Consider the following 24,750-nt stretch of genomic DNA (forward strand, 5'->3'; position numbering starts at 1 on the left):
CGTGCTACGCCGCAGACACGTGCAGCAGACTGCCATCCAAGACTTAGATTGTTAGGAACGCCAGGACGCCTAACCCCAAGACAGGCAAACCAAGCGCTAGGGCCGCCAGACGGTTAAAGCGGGCTGGTCCCTCAGCGCGGACCCAGCGATGTGCATGAAAATTCTCGGCAGCCAAGCCCGCGAGGATCAGGCCGCAAGCAATCGCTGAAATTTCTCCGGGATCCATGCCGCTTCACCCAATGCGAGTGCGACATTAGGGCGTCCCAGAGCAATGTCACATGAAATTGGGTTCACGTCTCAGTGGATCGCGTACGCACAGGCCAGAAACGCGAGCCCAGCGCCGGCTGCAGTCACGCACCCCTGATGCCATGATGCGCCGTTTCGAGCACGCAGGCGTCCGTCAGCAACTACTGATAGCACGATGCCGAGCACGAAAAGACCGGCGGGGACCGCGTTACCGTCGAGCATTATCCAACTGCCGTACCTTCCGCCCCGCAGGAGCGCAATTCCTTCTTCAGCTTGGCCGACCACCGAAAACAAGGCTCGACGCTTGCGGCATAAAGTGGCCCGGATCTATCCGCGAGAAACCAAGGTTGCTTCATCCAGCGTGCCGTCAAGTTGGCGTCGCCCCTCCCGGAGCGCCCGCAACGGCTCATCGTGCGGGAAGCACGCCGCCTACGTCCGGCCGGGCGGCTATGCGCCGCTGTGCTACGCGACGGACGTGACGCCAGAGATGATCGCGGCGTACCTAGCCGCGCACTGATGCACCGCTGTTGCGCGAACGCTTGCCTTCATGCTGCGGGTCTCCGTGAATGACCTCGACAGCGTATACGTCCCTCTCAGCATGGCAGTGATTGGTCCGACCGCCATGCCGCTAAGCGCCCTGTTCGAAGTACCATTTACGCCGGAGCCAGCGGCGACGATGCACTGATCTGGGATTGGCGAGGCCGCGATCGCGCCATAGGAGCCCTTATTCTGTCTGTGGATAGGTGTATCATCGCACTTCAGAGCACCTTGTCGCAGGTCATAGCAGCCCTTTGTAAAAGGTTGTGTATATCGTGTTTGTTCCTCATATGTTCACTAGACGCCTGGACGTTAAAGTTTCCGGTTCATGAGGTAGCCCGGTGACGATCGCGCCCCCCTCTCCTACGCACTTGATGAAGGCAAAGGTTCATTCCGTCGCCGAGAACGTAGCTTCGCGCCTAAAGTTCAAGGTGGGAGACGCCATTGAACCGCTGGTTGTCAAACTCGGGGGGCGTATAGAATACAAAACTGCTGAGATAGTGGAAGGAAACTTGCCTGAAGCTATCATTGTCCGCGCGATGGATGACTTCACTATTTTTCTACCAAGCGTTACCTCCTTGGTGCGCGATCGCTTTACCATAGCGCATGAGCTTGGGCATCTGTTCTTACATTACCCTTTAGTTTCTGCCCGTCAGCGAGGCGCAATTATGATAGCCACACGCTGGGTAAACAAGGACAATCCTGATCTTATCAGGACTGAATGGGAAGCTAACTGGTTTGCGGCAGCATTCCTTATGCCAGCAACCGAGTTTAGGGAGATATATACGAGCAATGGCCGCTCGATCGAACTGACGGCAAGGCATTTTGCTGTTAGTCCGAAGGCCGCCGAAGTACGTGCTCAATCACTCGGCTGCTGAAGAATGGGCGACTGTCCAGAGTATCGCGTGCGGCTATTTATGTCGGTCGATCTTGTGGGGTCCACGGCATTCAAGGCGAAGCACCGCGATAGGCGCGAAGGCAACGAGCCGTACCCCGTATGGCTAAACCGTACTCGCAGCTTCTACCGGCAATTTCCTCAAATCCTAAGCGAGCGATACGGCGGGTACCTTGGCGCGTTCGAGGGACACGCCTCTTTTGCAGATCGTTCGCCGAAAGTTTGGAAGACTATCGGCGATGAAATCATCTTCTGTATCCGTATAACTTGCTTAGAGCACTTAGCGTGCTGCCTCCTGGCCTTTACTAAAGCGCTCTCTGCGTACGGTGAGTTGATCAACGATCAAGAGCCAGAACTTGACGTCAAGGGATCAGCCTGGGTGGCGTCTTTCCCAGCGCCAAACGCGACAGTTGCATCGGCGAGCCGCCTCTCCCTCGAACCGAGTTCCAGTATCGTTGGCGACCAACTCGGGGAAGATGATGAGAAAAGAGCTGACGTAACGCCAGGTGATTATGATTTTCTCGGCAAGCAGATTGATACGGGCTTCAGAATTTCGAAATTCGCTCAGCGGCATGAGCTTGCGTTGTCAATTGATTTGGTGTGGTTGCTAACCCTATTGAAACACCTTAACCTAATCGATTTTCAGTTTACTTACAGAGGAAAGGAAGTCCTAAAAGGCGTAATCGCTGGCGTTCCGTACCCGGTTATTACGGTACAAACAGAAAGATCGGTTGCACGACGCGAATTGGATGCGCTTGAGCGCGCCGTCGCTGGAATTTCATTCGCGGAACATATCGGTTTGAGAAACTACACACATATGTTTATGATGCAAAACGATATTGAGATACCAATAATTGCACTGCATAGAGAGACATACAGCAGAGATGAGCTGCCACAGTGCTACAAAGATCTAGAAGCCGCCTGGGATATTGGCGAAAAAGAGGATGCTGAGAGGCAGAAATCAAACCAGGAAGCAGGGCAATTTATTGACCCCCTCCCAGCTTCTAATCAGACCGTCGAAGGCCCCGAAAACATAGACGAGATCAACATAGCTATCGACAAGTTAGTTGATAAATTCTGGTCCAAGGGACCTATCTAATATACTGTATCGGTAAGACGACATTTCGATAGGCCCCCTTCCGGCTGTTTGGCTTAGCCTGACGCCACATCTCCTTGATCGTTACATCTGCCGGAGCACCGCACTCGATCCAAGCAGCGACAGATCCGGCGCAGTTCGGCGGATCGTGTCCGCGACATAGCTAGGCGCCAGGTGAGCGTAGTGCTTCTCGGCCATGCGGGTACCGGAATGCCCGAGCGCTTCCGCCACGACGATCAGCGGCGCGCCGTTCCGCACCATCGCGCTCGCGTAGGAGTGCCGTAACTCGTGCAGCGTGATGCTCTCTAGCTTCGCCCGCTCACCATGTACCGGCCAGCGGCCTCACTGACCACGGCGAGAGCGATCCAGATCAGAGATCGGGAACGTCCGCCTCTAGCCAGTCCGCTGCAGCCTTCAGCGTCCCGAACTTGTGCGCCTCGGCGGTGAACGGGGCCGGATAGGGCGGGCTCTCGGTCAGAGTCTCGACCACCCAGTCGCCCTCGTAGCCGTCCTTGGACACCTCGCGGACGATGCTGCCGACGACCTCGCCGTCGAGGAGAAGATCGAAGCTGCCCGGGGCGAGCCGTTGAAGGGTGTATGTCATCGAGTTCCCAGGATGGAGGCTACGCCGAGCGGCATCAGCTAAGCCCGTCCGTAAAATCGTGAAGGCAGCTAGCCAACGGTCACTACGCCATCGATCTGGTTGATGGACGCCACGCGCGGCCCGCGCACTTTGGCATCACGCTGCTCCCAATCCGATAAGGCGATGTTGGCGGCTTCGATCAGTTCACCCGGTGTTCCCGACCCGATCTGCGGACGGAGGGCTTCGACCAGACGTGCTAGCACCGTCTGCTCCTCGCGGTAGGGGATAGGCATTGTCGCCTGTCTGCAATAGGCGGCGTAGACGTTCTCGGCAATCGCGCGGGCGCGGAGGTCTAAGTCTGGCGTCTCATTCATTTCAGATAGCCCTTCGCCTTCGGATCGTCGCTGGACAAACGCGGTTCGCCCAATCGGGATCCTACGGCTGCTATCGGGGTGTCACGCTCTCGCCCAGGGCAGTGGGCACGCGAGCCACGCAATAGCGTCCTCCGCCTGCAACAAACCCGCCGCGATCCGGCTAACAGCGTCTGCCGTAAAAAATCTCAACCGAGGCGCGCCGCTTCCGCAGTGCTTCCGCAAAGAAGGCACCATGCCAGCACCTGGGAGCTAAGTCATTGAAAAGATTGGCGCGCCAGTCGGAATAAAACTGCGAACACCTATATCATTGAGGTGGCGCGATAATTTAAACGGCTATTCCGCTACCTCGGCGTATTGAGGTCAATGGGAGCCCGATCAAGCCGTAACGCGACCCAAGAAACCGGACGTTCCGCAATGCGCCCATTTCGGCCGTTCCAGTCACTGGGAGCCGCTTCCAAAACCGGACATCGACGGCTCTGCGTGCTTCGGCCCCCGCCAAAGACTCACGGGGCTAGCCAGGAACAGCTTCTATGTCGCGCATGTCGTTGTCGGTAGGTACCTCTCCACACCGCAAACTCGCCTCCCTGATGTAGCTTGTCATCCCGGGACGGGATGGCGCCGCAGGAACTCGAGCAGGATCGCGTTGAATCGTTCGGGCTGCTCCTGCTGCACCCAGTGCCCGGCGCCCTCGATCAGGTGAACGCCGTCCATGCGCGTGCAGGTCGTGGTGCGCATGCGCTCGATCGCGCCAGGCTTGCGGTAGGTGCCCCAATCGGCGGCGCCGGAGATGAAGCGAGACGGCACGTCGATTGAGCGGCCGGCGAACAGCTCGATCTCCGAGCGGCCAATCGGGCCGGTGTGGCAGCGGAACCAGTTGAGGCCCCCTTGGAATCCCGTGAGACCGAAGGCGGCTGTGTAGGCGGTCAGGTCCGCCTCGGGCAGCCATGGATTGGCCGCGATCTCGGCCGGCGTCGGCATGTCGGGCGCGACGGTCGCGGCCATGCCGACGCCTGCGTCCATGATGTAGTAGGTCGGCAGCGTGGCGAGCTCGGCCGCGGATCCTGTGACGAGCGGGTGCGGGCGGTTGCCGGGCCAATCCGCGCTCTTCACGTGGAAGTAGGCGCGCAGGAAGTCGTGCAGGCCCTGGGGCGCGTGGAGCATGTCGGCGTTCGCCCCTGGCGTCCCGAACCAGGTCATGCTGTCCTGCCTCGGGCGCGGGAGGGCCGCGAGCTGGGCGGCCAGCGACGGCGGGGGCGGCTCGGAAGGCTTACCGGCCGTATCGAACGGGATCGCGGGCGGTCCGTCGAACGGGAAGCTCATCATCACGAGGGCGCGGAACACGTCGGGCCGCACGAGCGCGCAGTAGGCGGCGACCATCGACCCGAAGTCGTGTCCCACGACCGCGGCGACCGAGCGGTGCCCCAACGCCGCCACGACGCCGAGCGCGTCGCGGGCGTAGCTGTGCGTGCGGAAGGACGCGACATCGCCGTTATAGCGGTCGTCCCACCCCGTGGTGGCGCCATAGCCGCGCTGGTCGGGGGCGATCACGTGATAGCCGGCGGCAGCCAGTGGCAGCATCGTCTTGCGCCAGCTGAAGGCGAGATCCGGGAAGCCGTGGAGCAGCAGAACCGCCGGGCGTCCAGGCGTCTCGTAGCCCGCCTCAAGCACGTTGACGGTCAGCCCGTTGATGCCCGCGAGGCTGCGCTGCCGGATCCCGTCGGGCAGCCTGAGGTCTTCTCGATCGTCCGACGTCATGGCGATGGCTCCGGCGTAGGTGCCAAGGCGCGGCGACGCCTGCGCTTGGCCGATGGGCAGGATGAGGGATGATGCGGCCGCGACACCACCCAGAACGGTCCGGCGTGTCGGTTCGGCCTCGGAAGGCGGTCGATCCCTCATGGGGCGCTCCGGCCACGGACCGGCGACGGGCCGCGGCCCGCACCCGCCAGGACGATGCGGTCGGCGACCGTGCCCAGATCGTCCGCGACTATGTCCGGCGCGCGACCGAGCGCGACCGGCGCGTTCCCGGGCCGCAGCACAAGCGCCGTCCGGTAGCCGGCCGCGGCAGCCCCCAGCGTGTCGAAGGCGTGACAGGAGACCAGCCACAGGTCGGACGGCGCGACGCCCAGCGTCGCGGCGAGGTTCGTGTAGCTCTCCAGCGCCGGCTTGTAGCGGCGGATGCGGTCGTCGATGCTGTGAAGCGTGTCGAAGAAGGGCCTGATCCCGGCATGGGTGAGCTGGGCCTCGACGGCGGCCGTGGGATTGTTGCTCAACGTGACGAGGCGGTAGCCGGCGCTCTTCAGATCGGTCAAGGCCTTCGGGGTGTCGGCGTAGGTCGGCATCTCTGCCGAGAGGCGCCGCAATGCGTCGAGATCCGCCGGGGCCACCGTGCGGCCGCTCGCCTGGGCCAGCATCCGCAGGACGGCCACGCCGACCGTGCCGGAATCGGCGTATTGGCCCGATAGGGTCAGCGCCTCGGAATAGAGGATGACGTGGTTGAACCACGTGCGCAGCGCGTCCGGTTCGCCGAAGATGCGGACGAAGACCGGTGCGAGCGCGCCGAAATCGAGCAGAGTCTCGTTGACGTCGAAGACGATGATGGGCGCAGCACGCGTGTCCATGGGGTGATCCGTCAGGGAAGCGGAACGCATCGGCGCCCGCAGGATCGGCATTACGGCCAAGCCCGCGACCAGCGTTCGACGATCCGGAACGATGGCGTGGGGGTCCTCCGACATTCGGCCCGCCCCTGGTGGTTTCATGGACCCCATTGAGGGCACCCACGCGACGCTCCGCTCTAGGCCGCTCTGTTCATCGCGAAAATTCGAAACTTCTGAAGATGTTCTTCCACCGAATCGAACCTAGGCCTGCCACGCGAGGATGATGGCGCCGACCTGCCGCAGCACGGCTTCCTGCTTGGCCAGCGTCATGCCCGGCGCCTCGAAGTAGGCGCTCATGACCAGCGGGGGCTTTCCGGGCCGTCTCACGAACGCGTAGTCATTGCAGTAGCCGTTCCCCGTGCGCGTCCGGTCACCGGCCGTCCAGTCGGTCGGGAAGGCCGCCCGCAACCGGGATCGGCCGACCTCGTTGCCGGCCATCCAGGCTTCGAGCGTGGCGCGCGACGTTGCACTCAGAACGTCGCCCAGGAGCAGCGCACGGACAGTCGACACGATGGCGCGCGGGGTCGTCGTATCGAGGACGCCTGAGGGCGTGCCGGCCGCTGTATCGTACCGGTCGAAGCGCGTGACTGCGTCGCCGAGCCCCCGCACGAAGGCTGTCAGGCGTGCCGGGCCACCGCGCCGCGCGAGGAGGAGGTTGGCGGCCGCGTTGTCGCTCCGATGCATGATGGCGAGGCACAGCGCCTCCACCGTCAAGCTCCCCTCGTCGCGATGCGCGCGCGTGACCGGCGAGGCCGGCAGGAGATCCGCTGCCGTGTAGGACACGCGGGCGTTCAACGCCTCGATCCCGGCTTCGACGTCCGCCAGCACCGCGGCAGCCAACACGCCCTTGAACGTGCTGAAGAGCATGAAGCGCTCGTCGGCGCGATGAGCCAAGGTCCGGCCGGAGCCCGCATCCACGGCGAAGACACCCAGCCTTCCACCCTGCCGGCTCTCGAGCGTGCCGAGCGCGTCCGCATCGGCCGCACGGGTGATTCCCCCTGGAACAGCGAGGGCGCCGCACGCAAGAACGATCTGGCGGCGGGACATCAAGGGTTTCAACCGTCGAAGCTCCCCTGCGCGCCCGTCAGGCCAGCGCGTTGGCCGCCTGACCGCGCCGTATCGCGAGGCACGGAGGGGCCTGATGCGTCGAACTTCGTGGCCGAGCGAGGCGGCCGCTCAGGCATGGTAATCCGGGTGGTCGATATCCGCGATGACGCTTCTTTCCCGCGGTTGCCAGTCGAGACTCGAACGCGTCCGTGCGCTGGAGGCTGGCCCATTGCCGGCCACCCACATCGCCAAGCCGCCGAAATGCGCATCCGCCTGCGCGGGCGTGAGGGACAGGGCCGGCACGCCGACCTGCCGGCCGATCGCCTCGGCGATCAGCCGGAACGGCACGCCCTCATCCGCGACGGCATGATAGGCCTCGCCCCGGGCGCCGCGTTCGAGGGCGCGGCGGAACACGCGCGCGGCGTCCAGCCGGTGCACGGACGGCCACAGGTTCTGCCCGTCGCCAACATAGGCAGAGACTCCCCTCTCCCGCGCCACGGCCGCGAGCATAGGGATGAAACCGTGCCGCTCGCCCCGCCCGTGCACGGAGCGCGGCAGGCGCACCACGGAGGCGCGCAGCCCGCGTTCGGCCAGCGCGAAGGTCGTCTGCTCCGTCGCCCGGGGGAACGCGGGGTCGACCGGGGGGCGCGCGTCCTCCCGAAAAACCTCTCCGCGGGGGAGCAGTAGGAAGCCGCTGACCGACACGATCGGCCGGTTGGTGCCGGCGAACAACGCGCCGAAGGTCTCGATCGCCCGCCGATCGTCCTCTGCCATCGCGGCGATCTGCGCGAGGTCGAGGCCGAACGCCAGATGGATGATGCCGTCTGCCTCCGCGGTACCGGCCCGGAGCGCGTCCGGATCCCCGATCGCGCCGACCAGCGGTGTGCCGCCCAGGGCCGAAAAGGCGTCGGCCTTGTCAGTCGTACGCACCAGTCCGGTGACCGCATGGCCCGCGTCGAGCAACTCGCGGGCGACCGCGGAGCCCACCCAGCCATTCGCTCCAGTCAGAAAGATGCGCATGGTAGATCCCTCGCCATGGCCAGCGGCTGCCAATCCGGCCTGCCGCGTCAGTGACTGACATAGTGCCGATGTCAGTCACTGACAACAGGAGGTTCGGGTCTTGGATCGCTTGGAAGATGATGTGCGCGTCCGACTCCGGCAGGCCGCCATGGCGCTGTTCGAGGAGCGCGGGTACGAGCGGACTACGGCCGCCGCGATCGCCGCGCGCGTCGGCGTGACGGAGCGGACCTTCTTCCGGCACTTCCCGGACAAGCGGGAGGTGCTGTTCGACGGCGAGGCTGTGCTGCGAACCGCTCTCACGGCTGCCATCGCCGAGGCCCCCGGCGCGCTCGGACCGCTCGCCACGCTGTTCTGGTCGTTCCGGTCGATCCGGCCGCTGCTTGAGAACAACCGGCACTATTCCGAGCCGCGGCACGCGCTGATCGCCCGTACGCCCCCCCTCTACGAGCGCGAACTGGCCAAGACGGCGGCCCTAACCGACGCGCTGGTCGATGCGCTGCGGTTGCGCGGCGTCGCGGATCTGCGGGCGGCGCTGGCGGCCCGGACCGGGATGGCGGCCTTCGGGCACGCCGTGATCGCGTGGCTGGAGGATCCCGAGCCGGGGCTGGGCGAGCGCCTGGAGCGGACCTTCGCCGAGACGGTCGCGCTGGTTGCGGAGGCCGGGCACTGAACAGGTCAGCGGGCCGCCGGGAGACGTCCGATGGCCGAACGGAAGAGATCGTGCGGATCGACGCGCCGCTTCGTCGCGCGCAGCCGATCGGCGGATGGGCCGTAGAACAGGCGGACCCGTTCGGCCTCGTCCGGCGGCAGGAGATTCACGTAGCCGCCCGGTATGGAGACCGATGCCAGAGCGCCGGACAGGTCATCGGCCCATGCGCGGTGCCGCAGGCCGTCGGCCGCCAGCTCGGCCGTGGGATCGTCCCAGGCTGCGATGATCTCCACGACGAAGTGGTCCTCCCGCAAGGGGAAGGCCGTCGCCCCGGAGGCGATCCGCGTCGGTACGCCGTGGAAATCGTGCAGCACGATCGCCGAGTTCGGCGACGTCATGCCCCGCGCGCCCGCGACCAGGATCTCCGCGACGTGCCCGTCGATGCGCCGGACCGTGCGGGTGGGGAGATGGTAGTACCGGCCCTTCGGCCAGGCCTTCTCGCTCTCCTCGCTGAACGTCGCCCGGTAGGGGCGCCAGCCCGTTTCCAGCACGAAGGCCCCCGGCCGCCGTGTGAGATCGTCCACCACCCTCTCGCCCGCCGGTCCGTCGCCCCACCACATCGGTGCGACGAAGAGCATCACGTCTCCCGTCGGTGCGGTCATGAAGCCGGTGAAGAGGCTGAGCGCATCCGGATGGCGATCGATCAGATCCTGCGCGGCCAGGAGGAGGCTCCCGGCCTCGCTCAGAGGATACAGGATCATCGCGCTCAGAACCCGGGGCAGAGTGTGCAGCGCCATCGTCATCGCGGTGACGACGCCGAATCCGGTCCCGCCGCCGCGCAGCGCCCATAGCAGGTCCGCGTCCTCGGCCTCGCTCGCGACCACAACGGACCCGTCCGCGAGAACGACGCGGGCGCGCACGAGGCAATCCGCAGACAGACCGAAGCCCGGCGTGAGGCGGCCGTACCCGCCTCCCAGGGTGGCCCCCGTCATGCCGACGGTCAGAACGGTTCCGGTCGCGGTGACGCGATCCTCCGGCAGCGCCGCGAGAAGGTCCCGGGTCAGCGCACCGCCGCCGAGGGTGACTTCGTCGCAGGCCGGATCGACGTGGGTATTGTTCAGGCTGCCGAGGTCGAGGACCAGATTTTCTGGGTTGAAGGACCGGCCGGACAGATCGTGGCCGCCGGCGCAGACGGCGACGGACGTGCCGTGGTCGGTCGCCAGACGGAGAACGGTCCGGATGGCCGCCTCGTCGGCACAGGGCACCACCGCCAGCGGGAGGGAGCGCACGGCTCCGTTGAAGAGCGCGCGCGTCAGAGCGCGGCTTTCCCCGTCGCGCGCGGCCGTCGCCGGCGGCATCGCGGACACGCCGTGGGCTGCCAGGGCGGTGAACAGGGGTTGATCAGCAGGCTCCTGCGGCATGACGGCCATCGCGCTTCTCCAAGGTCCGACCCAGGGGGTGACGCGATGCCTTGCCGTCGATCGGCGCCCGGACGCTTGAAGATTTCTGCGGTTCGCGCTGCCGCGGCTGACCGGGCCCTACGGCCCTGTGCCAGCCGGACCGGAGCCCCACGCTTCATCCTCCGGCCCTGGATCTCGTCCGGTCGCCAGACGGCCCGGTGTGGTCCCGTAGATCCGGCGCACCCAGTGGTTCAGATGGCTCTGATCGGCGAACCCCGACGCGAGCGCGACTTCGGCCAGGGGCAGACGACGGCCGATCAGGGCGCGAGCCCGGCGCAGCCGGAGGCGCATCACGTACTGATAGGGGCTCATGCCCACCGTTCGCCGAAACACGCGCGGGAAGTGCGACCGGCCCTGACCGGCCACATCGGCCAAGCTGTCGACCAGGAGCGACTGGTCAAGACGCGGACGCAGGTAGTCGTTGAGGCGCCGCATCACCTCCGGCGCCAGGACGCCGCCCTGGGGCGCACGGTCCGCCGTGGAGAACGAGCTGCAGACCTGTTCGAGAAACGCGTCGGCGAGGGCGTGCCACGCCAAGTCGTCCGCGCTGGCCGGTCCAGCTGAACCTGCCATTTCCAGGACGAGCGAGACGAGGTCGGGGTCCTGGCTGCGCAGGCGCGGCCGGATCGGCTCTACCTTGACGCGCGACTGCGCGGCAGCGACGGCCCATCGTTCGCGCGGCAGCGCTATGACGACCTGCTCGGCGCTGCGCGGAATCACGGCGCTCCACGGGATTTCCGCGGGAATCACGACGACGTTTCCCGGCTCGGAGACGTGGTCGAGTTCGGCCGAACCGATGCGGCAGGCGGCCGGGACCGCCGCGCCGACATTCACGACGACGAGGTGGTGCGCGTTGATCCCGAAGACCTGCGAAGCAGCCGCGTAGCGAACCCGGTAGAGCGCGACATCATCCGCGCCCTCGTTCTCGGCCGCGCTCAGGACCTCTCCCGGCGCGCGTCCCGGATCGATCATCGCAGCCTTCACGTCTGCTGCAGCTCGGGTCGGCACGCTGGTACCCCCTCCGACTAACGCCCGGCGCTTCTAAACCGGCCCGATCCCCTTGAAACCAGGCGGGTATGTGAGCCTTTGCCGCGCCCCCGCTGCCGAGCCGGATCCGCCTGCGGCTAAGGCCCGCCGCTCACGATCTCATGCACCCGGATCGAACCACGTGAGCAGCGGTTCCAGGGTGGTCTCATGGGCCAGCGGGGGCGTCACACCTTCGGGGGCCGCCATGCCGATCCGGTCGTGCCAGTACGTCGCCAAAGCCACCTGTGCCGTCCCAACGAGGTCGAAGGCCGAGCCGGCAACGAACAGGCAGCGCTCCGGCGCGACCCCGAGCGCCTGAAGACCGAGCCGATAGGGCCGGGGGTCGGGCTTGTAGAAGCCCGCATGCTCGGCCGTGACGACGGCGTCGAACGCGACCCCCACGCATTCGGCGGCGATGCGGCCCAGACGCTCGGAACAGTTGGTCACGACGCCGAGCCGCACGGATCGCCCCGTGAGCGCCTGCAGGACCTCTGTTACCCCGGGCCACGATCGGAGTTCGCCGTAACGGGCCTCCAGATCGTCCGCGACGCGGCGCGGCAGACCCACCGCCTCGGCGGCCTCGGCGACGAGGGTCTCGTAGCGCCGGTACGCGCCCGTCCGATAAGTGATCCGCAAGTACTCCGCCCGCCACCGACGGCCGGCCTCTTCGCCGCCGGCGACTGCGTTCCACAAGGACCAGCTGTCGAGCAGGGCTGTCAGGAGATCGAACAGGACGGTATCGAACCGGTGGGTTGTCATGATCGGCATCTCCCTGCCCACGTCCGGGCGGAGGTCGTCGCATGGCCGGACCATGCGCCGAGGCTTCGTCACATCCGGGGGCCCGGCGGGATGAGCCGCCGGGACCGCCATCGTGGCACGGCGTAGCGCAGCCCGTCAGGCCGCTTCGGAACGCGGCGTCAGGTCCGCCTCCGCGGTGATCGCCTTCAGAATCGCCGCGAAGGCCAAGTCGGCGGAAAGATGAAGCTCGGCCGTGGTCTTGTTCTGCATCGGATGCGAGACGTAGACCGAGGCCGCGTCGAGGCCGATCGTCGACCTCTGCGACTCGAACGCCTGCGCAAACTCGGTCGTCAGGACGCTGACGCCGGTCAGGCCCCGCTTGTCCAGATCGTTGAGATCGTGTGTCGAGCACGAGGTGCACGAGCCGCAATCGGACAGGGCGATGATGACGGCCTGACAGTGCGCCGCGATGTCCAGGATCATCTCGCGCGGCGCCACGCGCGTGTTCGTCGGCTTCTTGTAGCGGCGCGTGGTGATGCCGCGCTCGCGGCACAGGACCTCCAGGCGGTCGATGAACTCGTCGCCCCGCATCTTGCCGATATCCATCAGGGCGACGGTCCGGCCCTGTAGGGTGTCGAGCGGCTCGACGCGGGGGCGCAGGGCCGATGCGGTCTCGGCGGTCGGGTCGCGTAGCAGGATAACTTCGTTCACAGGACAATCTCCCTGGTGACGGGTTGGGACTCGGTGCGGAAACGTCCTCCGGTCCAGCCGGCGCAGATGGCGGAGAACAGCCCCGCCTGACCGCCCGCCTGGACGATGAGGAGGCCCTCGGGCCAGAACTTGTTGACCATCTCGTTCCGGCGGCTGACGGCGATGCCTTCGCCGACCCCGTGAGCGCCCTGGATCACGTCCGCGCCCGGACGGACCATGGCCCCGTGCAATTCTGCGGTGATCCGGGCCCGGTCCCATCCGGCATCCCGGAAGATGGCGTAGTGCTCGGGGACGAGGACGAGCATCGCGTTGGTGAACTCGCACAGCTTGTAGTGGCCGACCGCGAGCAGCGACATGGCCAGGGACTTGGTCAGCTCCTCCGGCGTCCGCGAGCGCTGATCGAGGAAGCCCTGGATGCCGTCGCCCTGGAACAGCGTCACCGCGTTCGTTCCCGGCGCGATGCCGCGGGCGACTGCGAGGGGCTGCCAGGTCGGATCCGACTCGTCCTCGGCGAAGCAGAACGTGTACTTCCCGGGGCCGCCGAGGACCGCTCGGTCGAGCTCGCCCGGTCGACCGCCGCCGACGTTGCGGATGATCAGCTGCAGCGCCCGGCCGATCGTCGCGTTGGCGCGGTTGCCCTGGCCCAGGCAGTTGATGCCCGAGTTCATGCCGATCTCGCGGGCGATCGGCCCGTTAACCACGATGATCGGCCCGGAGAAGCAGGTTGTGCACAGGAGCCCGTGCATCGTGAACAGCGGGTCGAGCGCCGCCTCCAGCGCCGCCAGGACGACCGGTAGGTATTCGGGGCGGCAGCCGGCCATCACGGCGTTGATGGCGACCTTCTCCACGGTGATCGGGGAAAGATTGGGGGGCACCTCGCCGATGATTTCATCGGCCTTTCGCGACGTGCCGTCGAGCATGCGGAGGATGCGCGCGTCGGTCGGCGGCACGACCGGGAGGCCGTCGCTCCAGCCCCGGTCGTAGGTGGCCTCGAATTCGTCGTCCCAGGCGCCGAGCTGGATCGGCCGCGACTGGAAATCGACCTGCCCGTACCTGGCCCGCAGCACGTCGTGCACGCCGGGCTCCCGGGACTTCGAGCCGCATCCGGGACGCATCGCGGGGAGATCCGCCCCCAGATCGTCGAGACCGGTCATGTCCTGCCAGTCGCCGCGGTGCCAGCCGAAGGTGCGCGCCACCTCCTGACCATCCTTGAGGCGGACGAGCGTCGGTACGGCCTCGATGTCGAAGGCGAAGGACTGCTCCAGAGATGTGTCGTCAATCGCCGCGACGCCGCAGGGAAAGCCCGGATCGTCCTGCGTGTAGACGCAGGTGGGCACGGCGCCGGCGATACGCCCGACGACGTCCTCCAGCATCTGGCACGTCTCGCATCCGTGCTTGACGAAGATGACGAGCTGATCGCCCGGTCTCACATGCGTGTTCACGGCCTCTCTCCTTGCTGCATCCAAAATTTCGAAGATCGGCGCCGATGAGCCCGGCGGCTCACGGGCGCTGCTCCCACGTACTCGCGGTCAGGACGGCCTTCCGGTCGCCGCGGGCGGCCGGGCTGTCGACCGGCGCCGAGACGGCAACCGGACGGCGCGAACGCCCCTGCTGGAAGGGGACATCCGGCCCAAAAGCTTCGGCGTAGGCCGCCTCGGCCGCTTCCGGGTCGAACTCACCGCTCATCTTCGCGACGACGACGGTCGCGAGGCTGTTGCCGATGATGTTGGTGACCGACCGCGCCTCGGACATGAAGCGGTCGATGCCGATGATCAGCAGAAGGCCCTCGACCGGCAGGACATGCGTCGCCGAGAGCGTCGCGGCGAGCACGACGAAGCCGGAGCCGGCCACCGACCCCGAGCCCTTGGACGTCACGAGCAGGAGCAGGAGCAGGCCGAGCTGCTGGCCGAAGCTCATGTCGATGCCGTAGGCCTGCGCGATGAACAGCGACGCCATCGACAGGTAGATCGCCGTTCCGTCGGCATTGAACGAGTAGCCGACCGGCAGCACGAGACCGACGCTCGACTTCGAGCATCCGAGGCGCTGGAGCTTGGTCATGAGGCGCGGCAGCACGCTCTCGGAGGAGCAGGTCCCGAGGACGACCAGAACCTCCGCGCCGATGTAGCGGATGAACCGGAAGAGGCTGAACCCGTAGGCGCGGGCGATCGCCCCCAGCACCACCCCGACGAACAGCGCGCAGGTCAGGTAGACGCTCAGGAGCATGTGCCCGAGGACGAGGATGGACCCGACGCCGTAGCGGCCCACCGTGAACGCCATGGCGCCGAACGCGCCCAGCGGCGCGAGGCGCATGATCAGGGCGACGAGCTGGAACAGGATGTCGTTGGCGGCCTGCGCCACCACGACGAACGGCTTCGCCCGCTCGCCGATCAGGACGGCCGCGCAGCCGAACGCGATGGCGAAGAACACGATCTGAAGCAGATCGCCCTTGGCGAACGCCGCGACGGCGTTGTCCGGCACGATGTTCGACAGCAGATCCAGCATGTACCGGTCGGCCGACGCGCTCGCGTATTTCGTGGCATCGACCGCCACCGCGCCGACGCGGCTCCTGTCGAAGCCGTCGCCGGGCCGGACGAGATTCACGACGATCAGGCCGATGATAAGCGCCAGCGTGGACGCGACCTCAAAATAGAGGAGCGCGCTCCCGCCGATGCGGCCGACTTTCTTGAGGTCGCTGACTTCCGCGATGCCGATGACGATCGTCAGGAAGGCGATCGGCGGGATCACCATCTTGATCAGCTTGATGAACGTGTCGCTCAGCGCCTGAAGGGAGACGGCGAAGCCGGGCCAGAGCACGCCCAGGGCCGCTCCGGCGCAGAGTGCGACGACGACCTGCAGGGTCAGATTGGAGGAGGTGCGTCGGATCGCGTGCAGCATGGGAACCCCCGCTCGGTGGTGTCGCGCGCTTCTGCCGCTAACTGATATGCCAGTTATGCTATTGACGCGCAATAGCGGTTAATTGATATTCCAATAATGACCGCGACCGACAATTTGAGCCTCCGTGCTGAGGCGCTCATCCGCGAGGCCATCGTCAGCGGCCGCTTCGCCTTCGGAGAGCGGCTGTCGGATCGGGCCCTGGCCGACGAGCTTCAGATCAGCCGGACGCCCGTGCGGGAGGCCCTCGCGCGCCTCGCGCAGGACGACCTCGTCGTGGTGCGCCCTCAGAGCGGGACCTTCGTGATGAGCCTGGATGCCACCGACGTGCGGCGGATCTGCGAGATGCGGGCCGTGCTCGAACTGGGCGCGCTGCGCATCGCTGCCGCCCGCGATCCGGACGTTCTGGTCGCCGCCGTCTCGGTTCCCCTGTCCGGAGGCGCCCTGGCGGTGGAGGACGAAGATCTCGCACGGGCAGAGGCGATGGACGGCGCGTTTCACGAGGCTCTGATCGCGGCGGCGGACAACGCGCTGCTCACCCGAGCCTATCGCGGGATCGCCGATCAGGTCGGCGCCCTTCGCCACAGGCTGCCGCGCGAACTCGCGCGCATGCGGGCGGCCGTGGAGCAGCACCGCCGCATCATCGACCTTGCCGTGACGGGGCGGCTCTCCGAGGCCGAGACCCAGCTCTCCACGCATGTCCGCATCGTCGAGCGGCTCGCGACCGAATTCCTCTTTCAGGACGCCAGGACCACCGGGTTCTCGCGCCGTCGGTCCCATACCTCGGAGCGCACATGACGGTTCATCGGACGAAACTCCTGATCGTCGGCGCCGGTCCGGCCGGCTACACGGCCGCGATCTACGGGGCGCGGGCGAACCTGCAGCCTCTCCTGGTGACTGGGCTTCAGCCGGGCGGACAGCTCACCATCACCACGGAGGTCGAGAACTATCCGGGCTTCGCGCGCGCGATCCAGGGCCCCGACCTCGTCGAGCAGATGCGGGAGCAGGCCGAGCACGTCGGAACCCGGATCCTCTCCGACACCATCATATCCGTCGATCTCTCCCGGCGGCCGTTCGAAGCCGTCGGCGACAGCGGCGACACCTACCGCGCCGACACGATCGTCGCCGCCACCGGCGCGCAGGCCCGCTGGCTCGGGCTGCCCTCCGAGTTGGCGCTCAACGGCGCCGGGGTCTCGGCCTGTGCGACCTGCGACGGCTTCTTCTACCGCGGCAAGGAAGTCGTGGTCGTGGGCGGCGGCAACACCGCCGTCGAGGAGGCGCTCTACCTCGCCAACCTCGCCGCGAAGGTGACCGTGGTCCATCGGCGCGACCGCTTCCGGGCGGAGCCGATCCTGCAGGACCGGCTGGCGGCCCATCCCAGGATCGCGGTCGTCTGGAACCACGTGGTCGAGGAGATCCTCGGCCGGGACGAGCCCGTGAAGGCGGTCACGGGCGTGCGGCTGCGCGATGTCGGGAGCGGCGACGCCCGCGATCTGACGGCCGACGGCGTCTTCGTCGCCATCGGGCACGATCCCGCGACGGCGCTCTTCCACGGGCAGGTCGAGATGGAGGCCGGCGGCTACATCCGGATCTCCCCGTGGTCCACCAAGACCTCGGTCCCGGGATTCTTCGGGGCCGGCGACTGCGCGGAGAGCGTCTACCGGCAGGCGGTCGTAGCCGCCGGGATGGGCTGCATGGCGGCCCTGGAGGCGGAAAAGTTCCTGGCCGACCACGCAGCGGATCCCGCGGTCCGGGCCGAGGAGCGGAGCACGCGCGCGATGATCGGCGCCTACGCCTGATCCGGCCGCGGACCGTCGAGCCCGAAGGAGTCCCCCACATGGTGTCGTTCCATCGCCGCGAAATTGTGGCTGCCCTGGCCGGGGCGGCCGTCAGCGACCTGATCCCGGCGCGCGCTGACGCCGCGCCCGATCCCGCAGGCGATCCAATAGGCGATCCGGCTATCCGGCGCGTCAGGGTAGGCGTCCTCGACGTGGCCTATCGCGAGTCCGGCCCGCCGGATGGGCATCCGGTGATCCTGCTCCACGGCTTTCCCTACGACGTCCATGCCTACGCGGCGGTCGCGCCCGTTCTGGCGAAGGCGGGCCGGCGCGTGATCGTGCCCTACCTGCGCGGCTACGGACCGACCCGGTTCATCGAGGCCGCCACCCCGCGGGTCGGCCAGCAGGCCGCGCTGGGCAACGACCTCCTCGCCCTCCTCGACGCGCTGGACCTCCGCAGGGCGACGCTGGCCGGCTTCGACTGGGGCGCCCGCGCGGCGTGTGTGGCGGCGGCGCTCCATCCCGAACGGGTCAGCGGCCTCGTCAGCAGTGGCGGCCCCGGCTACAACATCCAGAATCGCGCGGACTTCCTGAGGCCGCGTGACGCCGCGTTCGAGCGCCGTCACTGGTTCTACTGGTACCTGAACGCGCAGCGCGGCAGGACGGCCTTCTCGAACGATCCCGCCGGCTTCTGCCGCTATCTGTGGCACGACTTCTCGCCGACCTGGAACTTCGACGATGCGACCTTCGCCCGGACCGCTGCGGCGTTCGAGAACCCCGACTTCGTGACCGTGGCGCTGCACTCCTACCGCTTCCGCATCGGCGAGGTGCCTGGCGATCCCGCGCTGGAGCCGATCGAGCGGCAGCTCTCCGCCAGCCCGCAGATCACGGTCCCGACGATCGTGCTGGAAGGCGCCGACGAAGGCGTCGATCCGCCGGAACCTCCGGGGGCCGCAGCCCCGCATTTCACGCAGCTGCGCCGCACGACGGTGCTGAACGGCGTCGGCCACAACGCGCCCCAGGAGGCGCCGGACCTGTTCGCTGCCGCCATCCTGGACCTCGACCGCTGACCGCGCCTAGTCCGGTCCGAAGGTCGTCTCCGCCCGCATCCTCCGGCAGATATCGCTCCGGCTGAGCCGCCGGGCGCGGCGCCGGGCCCTGGGGCCGGGCTGGACGGCCTGAACGTAGCGCGGCCTTGGAACGCGCCGCTCCCCGCGCCGGGACGACGATGCCGGCAATGGCGTGAGGGCGGAAGCCTGTTCCCGATCAGGCGTGGGCTAGGGCGGCCTCGAATTCCGCGTCCGGCAGATGCGCGCCCCCCGTGGTCCAGACCACGTGGGTGGCGGCTGCCAGATCCGCCGGCTCCGCCCCGCCGACGAACCCGCCGACGGCGGCGAAGCCCGAGGCCGCGGAGGGTTCGAGGCGCATCCCCGCGCCCGTCCAGAGCGCCTTCAGCCAAGCGAACAGATCCGCGTCGGGCACGGTCACCACCGCGTCGATGAGCGCGCCGACGGTCCGGGCAATCAGCAGGGAGGCGCTGGCCACCGCCAGCCCGTCGGCCGCCGTCCGGTTGTCGAGCCCGGCCTCGTAGACGCTGACCGAACGGTCGAGCCCTGCCGCGAGCTGCACGAGCATGCAGGGCGAGGCCACCGGCTCCACGAAGACGGGCCGGACCGCGTCGCCGAACAGCAGCGTCAGGCCGAAGGTCACGCCCCCCGGCGCGCCGCCGACGCCGCAGGGGAGGTAGACGTAGAGCGGATGCGCCGCGTCGACCGCGATCCCAGCCGCCGCGAGCTGGCGCTGCAGGTCGAGCGCCGCCGCCGCGTAGCCGAGAAACAGATCGACCGAATCCTCGTCGTCGACGAAGTGGGCATCGGCGCGGTCCCGGAAGGCGTCCCGCGCCGCGGCCACCGCGCGCCCGTAATCGCCCGGATACTCGACGACGCGCGCGCCGAGCTCGCGCAGGCGCTGCTTCTTCCAGGCCTTGGCGTCGTGCGACATGTGCACCTCGACCGCGAAGCCGAGAGCCCGGCCCATCACGCCGACGCTGAAGCCGAGATTGCCGGTGCTGCCGACCGCGATCGTGTGCCGGGCGAACAGATCGCGGAAGGCGCCGGACGCGAACGCCGCGTAGGACAGGCCGGGCCGCAGAAGCCCCGCCGCCCCGGCCAGCGCCTCGGCGTAGGTCAGAACCTCGTAGACGCCGCCGCGCGCCTTGATGCAGCCGGTCACCGGCAGGTCGTGGTCGGCCTTGACCCAGACGGAACCCGGCGCGCCGCCGAGGACGCGCCGGGCGAGGTCGGCCGGGAGGGGAAGCAGCGGCGAGTCGATCCGGCCATCCTGCGTGCCCGCGAACAGCTTGGCCAGCAGGGGGTCGAAGCGCCGCCAGCGCGCCTCCGCGCCGCGCATGTCGGCCTTGGAGAACGCCGAGGCGGCCAGCACCGACGCGGCGCACCCGCGGTGCGGGTTGCGCCAGACGATCGGTTCGGCTCGCCGCACCGCCGCAGGGATCGCGTCATCGCCGGAGGTCTCGCGCGGCAGGGTGGCGGTCATGGCATCCTCTTGGGCAATTGTCGGTCGCGCGGGCTCGGGCCTGCCTACGCCCCGAGGCGCCGCGTGGGCTGCCCCTCATCCGCGGCCCTGCCACGGATCGTTCGCCGCCACGCCTCTTCCTGAGTTCAGCGGCCGCCCAGGCCGCCCCGGTGCACGACGAGCGGGCCGAAGGCCTGACTGACCGGCATGAGCTCGATGACGTTGATGTTCACGCGGGGCGGCCGGGTGGCGGCCCAGAACACCGTGTCGGCGACGTCCTCGGGCGTGAGCGCGTCGGCGCCGTCGTAGACGCCCGCGGCACGGGTATCGTCGCCGCGGAACCGCACGTTGGAGAACTCGGTGCCGCCGACGAGGCCCGGATCGATCTCGGTGACGCGCACCCGCGTGCCGACGAGATCGGCGCGCAGGTTGAGCGAGAGCTGCCGGACGAACGCCTTCGTGGCCCCGTAGACGTTTCCGCCGGGATAGGGGTAGCTCGCCGCCGTCGAGCCGATGTTGACGATGTGGCCGCCGTCGCGCGCGATCATCCCCGGCAGCACCGCGTGGGTCATGTACATCAGGCCCTTGACGTTGGTGTCGACCATCGCCTCCCAGCCGTTGAGGTCCGCCGCCTGCGCGGGTTCGAGCCCCACGGCGAGGCCGGCATTGTTGACCAGCACGTCGATGGCCGCATAGGCCGCCGGAAGGCCGGCGACCGCCTCCTCCACCGCCCGCCTGTCCCGGACGTCGAGTTCGAGGGTGTGGACCATCTGATCGCCGAGCTCGTCGACGATCGCCTGGAGCCGCTCCCGGCGGCGCCCGGCCGCAACGACTTTGTGGCCGGTCCGTGCGAAGCGCCGCGCGATCGCGAGGCCGAAGCCCGACGTCGCGCCGGTGACGAGGATGCTCATGCGATCTCCTGCCTATTCTGGGAATGTCCGGCGGCGCGCCCGCGAGACGGTCAGGCTGTCTCGTCCTTGACGTAGGATGCAAGGCCGTTGCCGAAAGACCACTCGTCGCGCCCGTTCGGCGAGAGGACGATCAGCACGTCCTCCGGGCGCAGCCCGGGATTCTCCACGAGGTTGTCGGTGATCGCCCGGTAGAGCGCCTTCTTCTGCGGCGTCTCGCGCCAGTTTCCGGCGACGATGTTGATGATCGCGAGGTCGTCGGTGCGATGCAGGCCCAGGTAGTCCGGGTCGTAGATCAACTCGTCCCGCGCATGCTGGTGGATGAGCTGGAAGCGATCGTCGGCCGGCACGCCATAGGCCTCCATCAGGCCGCGATGGACGCCGTCCGATATCGCCCGGATGTGCTCCGATGACTTGCCCTTGATCAGCGAAATACGAACGAGAGGCATGGACGTGGTGTCCTCCGACAGGTTCCGTCGCGTCCCGATGGACTTGACGCGAACGGTCTACAGCAGCACCATCGTTCTGAAAATTCGAAACTACAGAACAGTAATATCGATAAGACCGAACGATGATGATCCGCACCAACCTCGACATGGACGTGCTCCGGACCTTCGTGACCGGGTTCGAGCTCGGCAGCTTCGCCCGGGCGGCCGAGCGCCTGGGCCGGTCGCAATCGGCCGTCAGCACGCAGCTTCGGAAGCTGGAGGAGCAGGTCGGGCAACCGCTTGTGCAGAAGGCCGGACGCGGACTCGCCCTGACGCCGGCCGGCGAGAGCATGCTCGGCTACGCGAAGCGGCTGCTGGATCTCAACGATGAGGCGGTCGATCGTCTCCGCGGTACGGAACTCGAAGGCTGGGCGCGTCTCGGCCTCGTGCAGGACTTCGCCGAGAGCTGGCTCCCGGCGGTCCTGAAACGCTTCTCCCGGGCCTATCCTCGGGTGCGCATCGAGGTCCAAGTGGGCCTCGGGGCGCACCTCGTCGAGAAGACGCTGAAGGGCGAACTCGACACCGCCCTGGTCTGGGGGGACGTAGGCGATGCCCCCCATGCCCAGCGGGTCGCCGCGGTGCCGATCCACTGGATCGGTCAGCCCGACTGGCCGGGCCTCGCGAGTCTCGGGCGGGAGCCTCTACCGTTCGCGGCCTTCGCGCCGCCGTGCACGTTCCGGTCCGCGGCCGTCGCCGCCCTGGACGGAGATGGTCTGCCCTGGCGTCTGGTCTTCACGAGCCCCAGCCTCTCGGGTCTCTGGGCTGCGGCCGAGGGTGGGCTCGGCATCACGGCGCGGACGGCCGTCGGTCTGCCGAAGACGCTGAGCGTGCTCGACCCAGCAGGGACAGGGCTGCCAGCCCTTCCGTGTGCGCCGCTCACCCTTCATCAGGCGGAAGCCGACCTGTCGCCGGCCGTCGCCCGGCTCACGGATATTCTGCTTGAGACGATCCGGGAGCATGTCGCGTAGAGCTCGGACCATATGGCTCCCTGCCTGCCTCCCGCAGGATCCACGCTCCCGCAGCCCGAGGCGCTCGAACACGGATTACGCCACGGACCGGCAGCGCCGCGATCATTCGGTTTTTCAGAAGATTCTATGATGAAATTTCAAATTTACCAAGCCATCCCCGGCCGATAGCACCGTCTTGCGGATTGCCGCCGGAGCGGTGGCGAATGGGTGGGAGAGGCAGCCATGCCCTTCATAAACGTCAAGGTGGCAGGCCGGAAACTGGCGCAGAGTCATATCGAGCGGATCCAGGCGGGCGTCACGACCCTGATGACCGACGTCCTGCACAAGGTCGGCCCCCTCGTCGGGGTGCTGGTCGAGGAGGTGCCACTGGCGGGATGGAACGTCGGCGCCGCGCCGGTCGCGTGCGCCGCGCAGGTCGATGCCATCATCAGCGCGGAAACCAACACGGCCGAGGAGAAGGGCCAGTTCATCGCCGAGGCGAGCCGCCTCCTGAAAGACGTTCTCGGCTCCCAGCTCGCGGAAGTATCCTATGTCGTCATCCACGAGGTGCCGAAGGACAGTTGGGGCTACGACGGTCTGACCCAGGCTTACCGGGCACAGAACCGTTGAACGCGACGCGCGTCTCGCCGCGGCCAACCTCAGGACCCGAGCACCGCGGGTCTCAACGCATCATCGGCCCCCGCGCGGACGCTCGTTGAGCCGATGGTTGCGGTTTCTAAGACGCGGCCTCGACTATGCCCTTTGCCGTCTCGCGTATCCCTCCGCGAACGCACGCGTGGCGTAAATCGATCACGGCCTCATGAAAGGCCTCGGTGGTCGAACGCCGGATTACTTCGCGCGCCATCCGCAACCGGATACCCCCGCCGACCTGGAGACGCATCGCTGCGTGAACTACCGCCTCGTCGGCGGGGGCGGCCTGTTGCCATGGGAATCCGCCCACGACGGAAGTGAGGTTCGCATCCGAGTGCGCGGGCAACTGGTCGTGAACGACGGAGCCCTCGCGGCGGCTGCCGTGCGGGCGGGGGCCGGGCTCGGCTACATGCTGAAGGACGACGTAGCCGACGACCTTGAGTGGGGGCGGCTCGTCCAGATGCTGGAGCTGTTGAGCCCGCCCTTTCCTGGCTGCCACCTGTACTTCCCCGACCGGCAGGTCACCCCGGCCCCGCGGTGCCTCGTCGAGACTCTGCGCTGGAAAAGGTCGGCGGCGCGGGAGCCTGCCGCGCCGCCGGACTGTGCCTAGTCGGAGGCGTGCCTCAGGCGCCGCGCCAGCCCCGCGCGACCTCACCCGCGAAGTCGCGGTAGCTGCGCGGCCGGTGACCGAGCAGGCCGGCGACGCGTTCCACCTCGGCTTCGCTCGCCACGGCGCCGTCCTCCTGGTAGCGGCGCATCATCACCTTCAGGTCGTAGGCGAGCCAATCGGGGGCGAAGCTCCTCAGACGGCTCTCCAGCATGTCGAGGTCATCGCCGCCGTAGCGTACCTCCCGGCCCAGCGCCTCGGACCAGATCCCGGCCAGCGCCGGCCCCGTCAGGGCATCGGGGCCGACGAGGTCGTAGGTCTCGGGCGGCAGGGGACCGGCGGCCCGCTCCCGGCGCAGGAGCTCGATGGCCGCCGCCTCGGCGATGTCGCGGATGTCGACCATCGAGACGCCCTTGCTCCCGAGCGGAACCCCGAAGATGCCAGCGCCGAGCAGAGGCTCCTTCTGGGCGAAGTCGTTCTGCATGAAGTAGGCGGGCCGCAGCACCGTCGCCGGCAGGTTCATCACCGCGATCATCCGTTCGACCGCGTGCTTGCCGATGAAGTGAGGTGCATCGACGTAGTCGCCGCCCCTGTAGACCGAGAGGTAGACGATGCCCCGCACGCCGGCCTCGCGGGCGAGGCTCAAAGCGGTGATGGCCTGGGTCAGCTCATCCGGCACGTTGGCGACCAGCAGGAACAGGGTGTCGATGCCGGTGAGCGCCGCCCGCATGGCGTCGATGTCGGCGGGGTCGCCGGCGACCGCTTCGACGCCCACGGGGAACTGCGCCTTTCCGGGCGAGCGGGTCAGGGCGCGCACCGAGGCGCCAGCCTGGGCGAGGTGATCGACGACCGCCGAGCCGATGCGGCCGGTGGCACCTGTGACGAGGATGGTCATGACTGTTCTCCGGATG

Annotated in this window: 25 protein-coding genes and 1 pseudogene; 9 read left to right on the forward strand and 17 right to left on the reverse strand. The window is 67.6% G+C overall.

From position 1 onward, the window contains the following. Positions 1 to 1,124 precede the first annotated feature (1,124 nt). Together MKK52_RS27095 and MKK52_RS02675 are read left to right on the forward strand one after the other, a co-directional pair. A complete protein-coding gene (locus MKK52_RS27095; protein ID WP_243952201.1) occupies positions 1,125 to 1,661 on the forward strand; it encodes an ImmA/IrrE family metallo-endopeptidase in 537 nt (178 codons plus the stop codon). A 39-nt stretch (positions 1,662 to 1,700) separates the two neighbouring features. Beyond that, positions 1,701 to 2,777, forward strand: coding sequence for a hypothetical protein (locus MKK52_RS02675; RefSeq protein WP_243952202.1), 1,077 nt, complete (start codon positions 1,701 to 1,703; stop codon positions 2,775 to 2,777). Positions 2,778 to 2,858: 81 nt separating this feature from the next. Here the strand turns inward: MKK52_RS02675 and MKK52_RS02680 are convergent. The 7 genes and pseudogenes from MKK52_RS02680 to MKK52_RS02710 form a co-directional block, all read right to left on the reverse strand. After that, positions 2,859 to 3,086: pseudogene (locus MKK52_RS02680) on the reverse strand (tyrosine-type recombinase/integrase); the annotation flags it as partial. Positions 3,087 to 3,144: 58 nt separating this feature from the next. Further along, positions 3,145 to 3,378 (reverse strand): hypothetical protein, encoded by a 234-nt coding sequence (locus MKK52_RS02685; RefSeq protein ID WP_243952203.1) that lies wholly within the window; start codon positions 3,376 to 3,378, stop codon positions 3,145 to 3,147. Positions 3,379 to 3,446: 68 nt separating this feature from the next. Further along, on the reverse strand, positions 3,447 to 3,731 hold the full coding sequence (locus MKK52_RS02690) for a hypothetical protein (RefSeq protein ID WP_243952204.1): 285 nt from the start codon (positions 3,729 to 3,731) through the stop codon (positions 3,447 to 3,449). Between the two features lie 597 nt (positions 3,732 to 4,328). Continuing rightward, the gene (locus MKK52_RS02695) at positions 4,329 to 5,486 is read right to left on the reverse strand and encodes an alpha/beta fold hydrolase (protein ID WP_243952248.1); all 1,158 of its coding nucleotides are present in this window, start codon (positions 5,484 to 5,486) and stop codon (positions 4,329 to 4,331) included. A gap of 137 nt (positions 5,487 to 5,623) precedes the next feature. Then, positions 5,624 to 6,349 carry a haloacid dehalogenase type II gene (locus tag MKK52_RS02700; RefSeq protein WP_243952205.1) on the reverse strand — a complete coding sequence of 242 codons (726 nt, stop codon included), beginning with the start codon at positions 6,347 to 6,349 and terminating at the stop codon, positions 5,624 to 5,626. A 237-nt stretch (positions 6,350 to 6,586) separates the two neighbouring features. After that, positions 6,587 to 7,432: a class A beta-lactamase gene (gene bla / locus MKK52_RS02705; protein ID WP_243952206.1), complete on the reverse strand. Its 846-nt coding sequence runs from the start codon at positions 7,430 to 7,432 to the stop codon at positions 6,587 to 6,589. 129 nt (positions 7,433 to 7,561) lie between these two features. Continuing rightward, entirely contained in the window at positions 7,562 to 8,452 is an 891-nt protein-coding gene (locus MKK52_RS02710; protein WP_243952207.1) for an SDR family oxidoreductase, read from the reverse strand. 121 nt (positions 8,453 to 8,573) lie between these two features. Between MKK52_RS02710 and MKK52_RS02715 the strand changes: the two genes are divergently transcribed. Next, positions 8,574 to 9,122, forward strand: a complete 549-nt coding sequence (locus MKK52_RS02715) for a TetR/AcrR family transcriptional regulator (protein ID WP_243952208.1) — start codon at positions 8,574 to 8,576, stop codon at positions 9,120 to 9,122. Between the two features lie 5 nt (positions 9,123 to 9,127). On the opposite strand, the gene MKK52_RS02720 is transcribed toward MKK52_RS02715, so the two are convergent. The 6 genes from MKK52_RS02720 to dctA form a co-directional block, all read right to left on the reverse strand. Next, positions 9,128 to 10,531 carry an FAD-binding oxidoreductase gene (locus MKK52_RS02720; protein ID WP_243952209.1) on the reverse strand — a complete coding sequence of 468 codons (1,404 nt, stop codon included), beginning with the start codon at positions 10,529 to 10,531 and terminating at the stop codon, positions 9,128 to 9,130. 108 nt (positions 10,532 to 10,639) lie between these two features. Next, complete coding sequence (locus tag MKK52_RS02725) at positions 10,640 to 11,533, reverse strand: helix-turn-helix transcriptional regulator (protein WP_243952210.1); 894 nt, start codon at positions 11,531 to 11,533, stop codon at positions 10,640 to 10,642. A 174-nt stretch (positions 11,534 to 11,707) separates the two neighbouring features. Further along, positions 11,708 to 12,346, reverse strand: coding sequence for an HAD-IA family hydrolase (locus MKK52_RS02730; RefSeq protein WP_243952211.1), 639 nt, complete (start codon positions 12,344 to 12,346; stop codon positions 11,708 to 11,710). Positions 12,347 to 12,481: 135 nt separating this feature from the next. Next, a complete protein-coding gene (locus tag MKK52_RS02735; RefSeq protein WP_243952212.1) occupies positions 12,482 to 13,036 on the reverse strand; it encodes a hypothetical protein in 555 nt (184 codons plus the stop codon). Next, complete coding sequence (locus tag MKK52_RS02740) at positions 13,033 to 14,478, reverse strand: thioredoxin family protein (RefSeq protein ID WP_243952213.1); 1,446 nt, start codon at positions 14,476 to 14,478, stop codon at positions 13,033 to 13,035. Before MKK52_RS02740 ends, MKK52_RS02735 begins: the two co-directional genes overlap by 4 nt. A 58-nt stretch (positions 14,479 to 14,536) precedes the next feature. Beyond that, positions 14,537 to 15,931, reverse strand: coding sequence for a C4-dicarboxylate transporter DctA (gene dctA, locus MKK52_RS02745; protein ID WP_243952214.1), 1,395 nt, complete (start codon positions 15,929 to 15,931; stop codon positions 14,537 to 14,539). A 114-nt stretch (positions 15,932 to 16,045) separates the two neighbouring features. On the opposite strand from dctA, the gene MKK52_RS02750 reads away from it, so the two are divergent. From MKK52_RS02750 to MKK52_RS02760, 3 genes are all read left to right on the forward strand, one after another. Continuing rightward, on the forward strand, positions 16,046 to 16,726 hold the full coding sequence (locus MKK52_RS02750; protein WP_243952215.1) for a GntR family transcriptional regulator: 681 nt from the start codon (positions 16,046 to 16,048) through the stop codon (positions 16,724 to 16,726). Continuing rightward, the gene (gene trxB, locus MKK52_RS02755; protein ID WP_243952216.1) at positions 16,723 to 17,727 is read left to right on the forward strand and encodes a thioredoxin-disulfide reductase; all 1,005 of its coding nucleotides are present in this window, start codon (positions 16,723 to 16,725) and stop codon (positions 17,725 to 17,727) included. Before MKK52_RS02750 ends, trxB begins: the two co-directional genes overlap by 4 nt. A 161-nt stretch (positions 17,728 to 17,888) precedes the next feature. Next, positions 17,889 to 18,776 carry an alpha/beta fold hydrolase gene (locus tag MKK52_RS02760; RefSeq protein WP_243952249.1) on the forward strand — a complete coding sequence of 296 codons (888 nt, stop codon included), beginning with the start codon at positions 17,889 to 17,891 and terminating at the stop codon, positions 18,774 to 18,776. A 196-nt stretch (positions 18,777 to 18,972) separates the two neighbouring features. Here the strand turns inward: MKK52_RS02760 and MKK52_RS02765 are convergent, their stop codons facing one another. The 3 genes from MKK52_RS02765 to MKK52_RS02775 form a co-directional block, all read right to left on the reverse strand. Beyond that, positions 18,973 to 20,259 (reverse strand): D-serine ammonia-lyase, encoded by a 1,287-nt coding sequence (locus MKK52_RS02765; protein WP_243952217.1) that lies wholly within the window; start codon positions 20,257 to 20,259, stop codon positions 18,973 to 18,975. 125 nt (positions 20,260 to 20,384) lie between these two features. Then, on the reverse strand, positions 20,385 to 21,149 hold the full coding sequence (locus tag MKK52_RS02770; protein WP_243952218.1) for an SDR family oxidoreductase: 765 nt from the start codon (positions 21,147 to 21,149) through the stop codon (positions 20,385 to 20,387). A gap of 50 nt (positions 21,150 to 21,199) precedes the next feature. After that, positions 21,200 to 21,595 carry a tautomerase family protein gene (locus MKK52_RS02775; protein WP_243952219.1) on the reverse strand — a complete coding sequence of 132 codons (396 nt, stop codon included), beginning with the start codon at positions 21,593 to 21,595 and terminating at the stop codon, positions 21,200 to 21,202. Positions 21,596 to 21,717: 122 nt separating this feature from the next. Between MKK52_RS02775 and MKK52_RS02780 the strand changes: the two genes are divergently transcribed. The 3 genes from MKK52_RS02780 to MKK52_RS02790 all read left to right on the forward strand — a co-directional run bounded on the left by MKK52_RS02780 (position 21,718) and on the right by MKK52_RS02790 (position 23,842). After that, entirely contained in the window at positions 21,718 to 22,602 is an 885-nt protein-coding gene (locus MKK52_RS02780; protein ID WP_243952220.1) for a LysR substrate-binding domain-containing protein, read from the forward strand. Between the two features lie 222 nt (positions 22,603 to 22,824). Next, on the forward strand, positions 22,825 to 23,211 hold the full coding sequence (locus MKK52_RS02785) for a tautomerase family protein (protein WP_243952221.1): 387 nt from the start codon (positions 22,825 to 22,827) through the stop codon (positions 23,209 to 23,211). A 190-nt stretch (positions 23,212 to 23,401) separates the two neighbouring features. Then, on the forward strand, positions 23,402 to 23,842 hold the full coding sequence (locus MKK52_RS02790; RefSeq protein ID WP_243952222.1) for a LysR substrate-binding domain-containing protein: 441 nt from the start codon (positions 23,402 to 23,404) through the stop codon (positions 23,840 to 23,842). Between the two features lie 13 nt (positions 23,843 to 23,855). Here the strand turns inward: MKK52_RS02790 and MKK52_RS02795 are convergent, their stop codons facing one another. Continuing rightward, entirely contained in the window at positions 23,856 to 24,734 is an 879-nt protein-coding gene (locus MKK52_RS02795) for an NmrA/HSCARG family protein (protein WP_243952223.1), read from the reverse strand. Between the last annotated feature and the right edge of the window lie 16 nt (positions 24,735 to 24,750).

The organism is Methylobacterium sp. J-067 (genome assembly GCF_022829465.1).
GTDB classification, from domain to species: Bacteria; Pseudomonadota; Alphaproteobacteria; order Rhizobiales; family Beijerinckiaceae; genus Methylobacterium; species Methylobacterium litchii.